Source organism: Tahibacter caeni (genome assembly GCF_024609805.1).
GTDB lineage: Bacteria > Pseudomonadota > Gammaproteobacteria > Xanthomonadales > Rhodanobacteraceae > Tahibacter > Tahibacter caeni.
This window is the reverse complement of record NZ_JANFVR010000024.1, coordinates 22,814-30,661: the sequence shown is the minus strand read 5'-3', so window position 1 is coordinate 30,661 and position 7,848 is coordinate 22,814. Positions and strand designations below refer to the sequence as shown.

The following is a 7,848-nucleotide window of genomic DNA, read 5'->3' as shown; positions in this document are numbered from 1 at the left end:
GGCCGCCGGCCAGGCCGCCGAGCACGAGCACGAGCGCCTGCATTGCCGCGCCGGGCCAGCGCAGCGCGAGGGCCGCGGCGATCACGGCGATGCCGGCGCGCGGCAGGTCGGGACACAGGCTGCGTGCCATGCCCCGGAGCGCCTGTGCGACCACCGCAACCGCGACGACTTCGAGGCCGTGCAGCCAGGCAGCGCCGCGGTCGACGCCGCTGCCGCGCAGCAGCAGCCCGAACGCGACCAGCAACACGGCCGACGGCAAGGTGAAACCGAGCCAGGCCGCGCATGCACCGCGCCAGCCCGCGCGCTGCAGGCCCAGCGCGATGCCGACCTGGCTGCTCGCCGGCCCCGGCAGGAACTGGCACAGCGCGACGAGATCGGCGTACGCGTGATCGTCGAGCCATTGCCGGCGCTCGACGAACTCGCTGCGGAAATAGCCCAGATGTACGAGCGGGCCGCCGAAGCTGCTCAGGCCCAGGCGCAGGAAGATCCGGAACACCTCGGAGGCCGGGCCTCGCGCCGGCGCCTCGGCGGCAGTGGTCATGCGCGCGGCCTCGAACGGAAATCCGCGCCGATGGTAGGAAAGCGCCGGCGACGGCGGCAACCGCGCTGCACGCACCGCGCGGGCGCCCAGCGGCCGCGACGGGCGATCCGTGCCGCTGCCGGCCGCGACGGTACCGCGACCATGGTCGCAACGGTCCAGCCCCTGTTTCCGGCCGCAATCGTCCCCAACTGGCAGCGATCACGCGTCCGCCCGGCTTCGCCGTCGCGGCGCCGTCCAGTCACTGCGAACGGAGAATCCGATGCCGCCCATTTCCCTGCTCGAACTCGGCCGCGTCCGCGAAGGTTCCGACCGGCGCACGGCGCTCGACGACGCGCGCGCACTGGCCCGCGAGGCCGAAGGCTGGGGCTATCGCCGCATCTGGGTCGCCGAGCACCACAACATGCCGATCGTCACGACCGCGGCGACCTCGCTCGTCATCGCGCATCTCGCGGCCGCGACGCGGACGATCCGCGTCGGCGCCGGCGGCATCATGCTGCCCAACCACGCGCCCTACGTCATCGCCGAACAGTTCGGCACCCTCGAGACGCTGTTCCCCGGACGCATCGACCTGGGCCTCGGCCGCGCGCCCGGAACCGATCAGGTCACCCTGCGCGCGCTGCGCCGCGATGCGTCCGCGTCCGACCACTTCCCGCAGGACGTGCTCGAGCTGCAGGCCTTCCTGGCGCCCGCGCAGCCCGGCCAGCGCATCGAAGCCGTGCCCGGCTCCGGCACGCAGGTACCGCTGTGGATACTCGGCTCCAGCCTCTACGGCGCCCAGCTCGCGGCCGAGCTCGGCCTGCCCTACGCGTTCGCCGCGCATTTCGCGCCGCAGGCGCTCGATGCGGCGCTGCGGATCTATCGCGAACGCTTCAAGCCGTCGGCACAGTTGCAGCAGCCCTATGCGCTCGTCAGCGTCAATGTGATCGCCGCACCCACCGATGCCGAAGCGAAATTCCTGGCCACCTCGCAGCAGATGTCCTTCGCCGACCACCTGCGCAGCACGCGCCGGCTGACCCAGCCGCCGATCGCCGACATCGAAAGCTACTGGTCGCCGCAGGAAAAGGCGCACGCCTCGCAGATGCTCGCCTGCAGCATCGTCGGCAACCCGGCCACGGTGCGCGAGGGACTGCAGGCGCTGATCGATCGCACGCGCGCCGACGAACTCATGATCGTCTCCGACGTCTTCGATCCGGCGCTGCGCCAGCGCTCGTTCCGCATGATCGCGGAGATAGCCGGGGCGTCGCCGGCGGCGCCGCAATAGCGCCGCTGCGCGCTCGGAAGGACTGGCGCCGCGCAGACCGTGGGTTGCCCCGGCACTGCCGCGTCCTGCCCGCACGGCTTCGGTCCCGCCGGCATTGCCGCACGCGCCATCGCCAGCGCGGACATGCCGCAGCAAAGCGGCGCTTCAGGCCCAGCCGTCGCGTCGCGCTCGTTCGGCTTCCTGGCGCTTGGCGATCGCGGCCAGGTTTTCCGCGTTCAGGCGATCGTAGTCGTGATGGCGTGCGAAAAACGGCCCGAGCCAGCCGTCCTCGTGCGTGAAGGCCATGGTCCAGGCGAGGTTCGGCGGAAACACCAGATATTCGTCGCGATCGCACTGCGTCGGACGTTCGTCGGTAGCGACTGCGGCATCGCCTTCGCCGGTCATCACGACGTGGGACGCGGCGACGGCCTCGCCGTATTCCGCGCGCGCAGCGTCCAGCGCGACGCTCAGATGGCAGCCGAAGCTGAAGACGTGCCACAGATAAGGCTCGACGGAGACGTCGCCGCGCCGCCGGCCGAACGCAATCAGCCACTGCGCCATCCAGTGCGCCGCCTCATTGCGGGTGTATTCGCGGATTATGGACCCGGGCGCGACGATGATAGAGGGCTTTCGCGATTTCATGCGGACTCCGATGACGTGATGGCATCCGATCTGGCAAGTGCGTTGCGCGCGTCTGGTCCGAACGCATCATCGCCCCCCCTGCGCGCCACCGACTGTAGCCGGTAATCCCCAGGCCCGTGATCCCCGGCCTCGAACCCTGCATCGCGTTTCCGGCAACCACCGAAACCTCGCGCACCGTCGACTGGCTCGGCGCCGGCGTCGACTAACCGCGCTGTACGGTGACCGCGTTCTTCGACGCGCTCGCTGCGCTGTGCGCGGATTCGCGGCAGCAGCTCGTGAAGGCCGGCGTACACGTCTGCGACCTGTGCCAGTTCCGTGGGCCAACGTTCACCGGCTGCGTGTTCGTGCCGTGCGACAGCGCCGTGTGCGCCGCGCCGGTCGGAATCGTTCATCAGATCGCCGTGCACCGGCATCGGCCGCCGGATGTCTTCGCCGACGCCGTGCTCGCGTGTCCGCCGATGCGCAGCGTGGCCTATCGCCGGGCGCTGCCCGCCAACCGCGGTCACCGTCTCATCGCGCTCGTCGGCCGCCGAGCATCCACGCCTCGTCGGGTCCCTGCGGCCCGAACCAGAGATCGGGCACGTAACCGGGCTCGCAGCGCGAACGCAGCAGTTCGGCGTTGACCCAGCGGCGCACCGGCGCGCCGGGTCTCGTCAACAGCAGCCAATGCGCGCGCAGGCCGGTACTGCCGTGTCGAGGCGTCGCGAACGCCGCGACGGAATCCCAGAACGACGCCGACGCGCGCGGGCGCAGACAGGCCGCCATGCACCAGAACTCGCGGCGCACGCGGCGGCGCAGCCAGGCCAGCGCGATCGTCTCGAGCGCGGCAGCGCGCGACGCGTCGAGCGGAACGCGCTTGAGACGATGCCAGATGGTTTCCTTGGTATAGCCCGAGCGGAAAAACCACGGATCGACGTCGAGAAAGGCGATGGCTGCGTCGATGCCGCGCGATTTGCCGGCGAGGAATGCGGCCCACTGGCTCGCGCCGCCCGGAAACGCGAGTTGGTCGAAGCGCGCGTGAAAGTGCCGGCAGGCGTCGGTCCAGGCCTGCCGCTCCGCGACCGAGCGGTCGCGCGACGCGAACGTCTCGTCGACGTGGCGCTGCAGCCGGTCGATCTCGGCCAGGTTGGCGCGCATCAGGGTGACGAACTCGGTCATCGGATTTCCGTCGCGACAACGGCGCCCATGCGCCGTCGCCGTAGAGAACGACGCAACCGGCCGCTGCCGAACGGAGCCGGACGCAAACGCGACCGTCGCGGCGGAACTCGCGCTGGATCGCTCGCCCGGTGCCGTCCCAGGCCGCTGCGCGCAGTGCTCAGTCGATGGCGGTCTCGTGCCGCGTGCGCTGCCAATTCCTCGCGCCTGCGTCCAGGTCGAAATCCATCTCGACATTCCTCGTCGAAGCGGGTTGCGCGCGCAGAGCCGCGCGCCGCCTGCCGGAGATCGGCCGGCGCGGCTGCGCGAGGTCCCGGAGCACCGGCAGATGCCGTTCGGGCACGAACGGCAAGCAAGACCGACCGGTCGCCGTACGGCGTTGGCCAACGCGGCGCGCGGACAACATACTCCGGCGGTTGCCGCTTCGCGCACCTGCCATGACTGCCCCGAAACCCGTCAGTGTCCTGTGCGACTGGAAACCGTCCGGCCGGATCTCGCTCTGGCGCTATGCCGGGAACACGCGCCATTATCCGGGCTGGCACCTCAACGCCGATGCGGCCGGATGCCGCTCGCTGATCGATCTGCTCGATGCGCTCGCGACGGAATACGGCCGCTACCGGACGGTTCCGCTGCTGCCGCCGGGCGCGGCCCAGCTGCGTGTGCCCGACAATCGCCGCTCGGCCTGCATCGCGGCCACGAAGCTGCAATGGATGCTGTCGGACGCGACCACGCTATGGCGGTTTCCGCCCGACGGCGATCCCGCCGTGCTGACGGTCGGCAGCGACTGGCTCGCGCCGCTGCGCAGGGGGCTGCACGACATCGCGCGCGGACGCGGCGACTACTGCATCGGCGGCGACCGCAACGGCAACCTGCCGCTGTGGTTCTGGTGGGGGAGTTGAGGACGTTCATCGGCGCGACGAGGCGCTAGCCCGCTGTCTCCGCGTTGACTAGGATCGCCGCACCTCCCTTCGAACGCCGCCATGACGTCCGCCGATCCGCTGCCGCCGCCCGGGCCTTCGCCTCAGCGCTTCACGTTCGCCAATGTCAGCAGCGCGCTCGCGCTGGCCGTCAGCGTCTTCGCGCTGGCCATCAGCGCCTACCAGACGCGGCTGATGCAGAGCCAGGCGCGCGCCGCGGTCTGGCCGTACCTGGCCCAGGGCAGCACCTACGCCGCCGACGACGATGCGGGCAGCTTCGTCTGGCTCGTGGAGAACAACGGCGTCGGTCCGGCCAGGATCAAGAGCGTGGCGCTGACCCTCGACGGAAAACCGATGCGCAACTGGAATGAAGCGCTCGCCGCGCTCGGGGTCAGCGGCAAGACGCAGTTGTCGCTGACGCGCCTGTCCGGCGAAGTCATTCCGCCGAGCCTCAACCGCGAAACCGGCATCCCGCTGATCCGCGTCGACGGCCGCGACATCGCCCGGCTGCTGCAGGGCGCGCAATCGCGCTTTCGCCTGGACGTCTGCTACTGCTCGGTCTACGGCGACTGCTGGCTGTCGCGCTGGCAGACCAGCGGCGCGGAGCCGCTCGCGCACTGCACGGCACCGGCCGTGCCGTTCGAGGATTGACGAGCCGGCGCCGGTACCAAGGCGTAGCTGCTCGCGTCATGAAGCCGGCGCCGAAAACCGCGGAGGCGCCGGACTTCGACTTCTCCCCACCCCGGTCCGCCCTCCCGACATGCGTCGAGAAGAAGGAGCGAGGCGCCGGCCACCTGCGACGCCTTGCGCACCGGCGCCTTCGGGTATCGAAGCCAACGACGCTTCGCGTATCGAAACAGCCGGCGTTCCGTACATCGGAATCGCCGGCGCTTCGCGATACCGGAGTCGCCGACGCGTCGCCCATCGAGTGAGCCGCCGCCTCTGGCGCGGCGCTCACATCGGCCGCATCACGCCAGATCGAAGCGGTCGAGGTTCATGACCTTGACCCACGCCGCGACGAAATCCTTGGCGAACTTCTGCCGCGCGTCGCTGCTCGCGTAGACCTCGGCCAGCGCGCGCAGCTCGGAGTTCGAGCCGAACACGAGGTCGGCGCGCGTGCCGGTCCATTTCAGCGCGCCGGTCGTGCGGTCGCGGCCCTCGAACGCATCACCCGCCGGTTTCCACTCGGTGCGCATGTCGAGCAGATTGACGAAGAAGTCGTTGCTCAGGCTGCCCGGCCTGCTCGTGAACACGCCGTGCGCGCTGCCGCCCGTGTTCGCGCCGAGCACGCGCAGGCCGCCGACGAGCACGGTCATTTCCGGCGCGGTCAAGGTCAGCTGCTGCGCCTTGTCGATCAGCAGCGCTTCCGCCGGAATCGCGTACTTCGCCTTGACGTAGTTGCGGAATCCGTCGGCGACCGGCTCCAGCACCGCGAACGATCCGGCGTCGGTCTGCTCGGCGCCGGCGTCGACGCGGCCCGGCGTGAACGGCACCTCGACCGGCGTGCCGGCGGCCTTCGCGGCCAGCTCGATGCCGACGCCGCCGGCCAGCACGATCAGGTCGGCCAGCGAGATCCTGCCGTAGGCCTTGCGGATCTCCTCGAGCTTGGCGAGCACCTTGGCCAGCTGCGCCGGCTGGTTCACGGCCCAGTCCTTCTGCGGCGCGAGCCGCACGCGCGCGCCGTTCGCGCCGCCGCGCTTGTCGCCGTAGCGGAACGTCGACGCGGAAGCCCACGCGGTCGAAACCAGCTCGCCGACCGAAAGGCCCGACGCGGCGATCGCCGCTTTCAGCGTGTCGACGTCGGCAACGCTCGGCGGGGCGAAGGACGGCTTCGGCAGCGGGTCCTGCCAGAGCAGATCCTCGGCCGGCACTTCCGGACCGAGATAGCGCGCCTTCGGGCCCATGTCGCGATGGGTCAGCTTGAACCAGGCGCGCGCGAACGCGTCGGCGAAGGCCTGCGGGTTGTCGAGGAACTTGCGCGAGATCTTTTCGTAGGCCGGATCGAAACGCAGCGACAGGTCGGTAGTCAGCATCGTCGGCAGCTTGTTCGGTCCGCCGTGCGCATCGGGAATGATCGCGTCGGCGTTCTTGGCCACCCACTGGTGTGCGCCGGCCGGCGACTTCGTGAGCTCCCACTCGAACTTGAACAGGTTCTCGAAGAAATTGTTGCTCCACTGCGCCGGCGTCCTGGTCCAGGTGACCTCCAGACCGCTCGTGATCGCGTCGCCGGCCCTGCCGGACTTGTAGCTGCTGGCCCAGCCCAGGCCCTGCGCCTCGATCGGTGCGGCTTCGACGTCGGCGCCGACGTGGTCGGCCGGGCCGGCCCCGTGCGTCTTGCCAAACGTGTGGCCGCCGGCGATCAGCGCGACGGTTTCCTCGTCGTCCATGGCCATGCGCGCGAACGTCTCGCGAATGTCGACGGCGGCCTTGAGCGGATCGGGATTGCCGTTCGGACCTTCCGGATTCACGTAGATCAGGCCCATCTGCACGGCGGCCAGCGGGTTCTCCAGATCGCGCTCGCCGGAATAGCGCCTGTCGCCGGCGAGCCAGGTCTTCTCGTTGCCCCAGTACACGTCCTCGTCCGCTTCCCAGACGTCCTCGCGGCCGCCGGCGAAGCCGAACGTGCGGAAGCCCATGGATTCCAGCGCGACGTTGCCGGTCAGGATCAGCAGGTCGGCCCAGGAAATGCGCTGGCCGTACTTCTGCTTGATCGGCCAGAGCAGGCGGCGCGACTTGTCGATGTTGACGTTGTCGGGCCAGGCGTTCAGCGGCGCGAACCGCTGCTGACCGCGACCGCCGCCGCCGCGGCCGTCGCCGGTGCGGTAGGTGCCGGCACTGTGCCAGGCCATGCGGATGAACTGCGGACCGTAGTGGCCGAAGTCGGCCGGCCACCAGTCCTGCGAATCCGTCATCAGCGCAAGCAGGTCCTTCTTCAGCGCGGCGTAGTCGAGCTTCCTGAATTCCTCGCGGTAATCGAAGCCCGCATCGAGCGGATCGGACCTGGACGAGTGCTGGCGCAGCAGCTTGAGATTGAGCTTGTTCGGCCACCAGTCCTGATTGGTGGTGCCGCCGCCGACGGCGGTGTGATTGAACGGGCATTTGGCTTCGGACGACACGACTTCATCTCCGTGGCAGGGGTTCAGAAAAAGGCGTCGTGGCGAGACGACGTAGGGCACTGTAGGCGCTGCGCCACCATCGTGGAAATCAATTGAATCTACCGGTTCGATATGTCGGGACTATGATGCGGCGTCGCATGCGGAATCGGACCGCCGGCCGCATCGCCACGAAGGATGCGCCTGTTTCGCGGTGATTTCTTGGATATTCCGGCGCAGTGCGAGAAGCGTGCCGCGGCC

At 69.7% G+C, this 7,848-nt stretch carries 9 protein-coding genes; 4 read left to right on the top strand and 5 right to left on the bottom strand.

The window, feature by feature from the left end; all coding sequences use genetic code 11:
• Nucleotides 1–541 (bottom strand): chromate transporter (locus NON22_RS04005; RefSeq protein ID WP_257385622.1); only part of this gene is annotated, 541 nt, incomplete at its 3' end.
• A 259-nt stretch (nucleotides 542–800) separates the two neighbouring features.
• Here NON22_RS04005 and NON22_RS04000 point away from each other — a divergent pair.
• A complete protein-coding gene (locus NON22_RS04000) occupies nucleotides 801–1,802 on the top strand; it encodes an LLM class flavin-dependent oxidoreductase (RefSeq protein WP_257385621.1) in 1,002 nt (333 codons plus the stop codon).
• 144 nt (nucleotides 1,803–1,946) lie between these two features.
• On the opposite strand, the gene NON22_RS03995 is transcribed toward NON22_RS04000, so the two are convergent.
• On the bottom strand, nucleotides 1,947–2,423 hold the full coding sequence (locus NON22_RS03995) for a DUF4275 family protein (RefSeq protein ID WP_257385620.1): 477 nt from the start codon (nucleotides 2,421–2,423) through the stop codon (nucleotides 1,947–1,949).
• Between the two features lie 218 nt (nucleotides 2,424–2,641).
• On the opposite strand from NON22_RS03995, the gene NON22_RS25060 reads away from it, so the two are divergent.
• The gene (locus NON22_RS25060) at nucleotides 2,642–3,046 is read left to right on the top strand and encodes a DUF7919 family protein (protein WP_484600499.1); all 405 of its coding nucleotides are present in this window, start codon (nucleotides 2,642–2,644) and stop codon (nucleotides 3,044–3,046) included.
• Here NON22_RS25060 and NON22_RS03990 read toward each other — a convergent pair.
• Both NON22_RS03990 and NON22_RS03985 read right to left on the bottom strand, forming a co-directional pair.
• On the bottom strand, nucleotides 2,934–3,581 hold the full coding sequence (locus tag NON22_RS03990; RefSeq protein ID WP_257385619.1) for a hypothetical protein: 648 nt from the start codon (nucleotides 3,579–3,581) through the stop codon (nucleotides 2,934–2,936). The two genes, NON22_RS25060 and NON22_RS03990, sit on opposite strands and share 113 nt — an antisense overlap.
• Nucleotides 3,582–3,738: 157 nt before the next feature.
• A complete protein-coding gene (locus tag NON22_RS03985) occupies nucleotides 3,739–3,930 on the bottom strand; it encodes a hypothetical protein (protein WP_257385618.1) in 192 nt (63 codons plus the stop codon).
• An 85-nt stretch (nucleotides 3,931–4,015) separates the two neighbouring features.
• On the opposite strand from NON22_RS03985, the gene NON22_RS03980 reads away from it, so the two are divergent.
• Both NON22_RS03980 and NON22_RS03975 read left to right on the top strand, forming a co-directional pair.
• The gene (locus NON22_RS03980; protein WP_257385617.1) at nucleotides 4,016–4,477 is read left to right on the top strand and encodes a hypothetical protein; all 462 of its coding nucleotides are present in this window, start codon (nucleotides 4,016–4,018) and stop codon (nucleotides 4,475–4,477) included.
• A gap of 81 nt (nucleotides 4,478–4,558) precedes the next feature.
• Complete coding sequence (locus NON22_RS03975) at nucleotides 4,559–5,146, top strand: hypothetical protein (protein WP_257385616.1); 588 nt, start codon at nucleotides 4,559–4,561, stop codon at nucleotides 5,144–5,146.
• A 317-nt stretch (nucleotides 5,147–5,463) separates the two neighbouring features.
• On the opposite strand, the gene katG is transcribed toward NON22_RS03975, so the two are convergent.
• Nucleotides 5,464–7,611: a catalase/peroxidase HPI gene (gene katG, locus NON22_RS03970; protein ID WP_257385615.1), complete on the bottom strand. Its 2,148-nt coding sequence runs from the start codon at nucleotides 7,609–7,611 to the stop codon at nucleotides 5,464–5,466.
• Nucleotides 7,612–7,848: the final 237 nt, after the last annotated feature.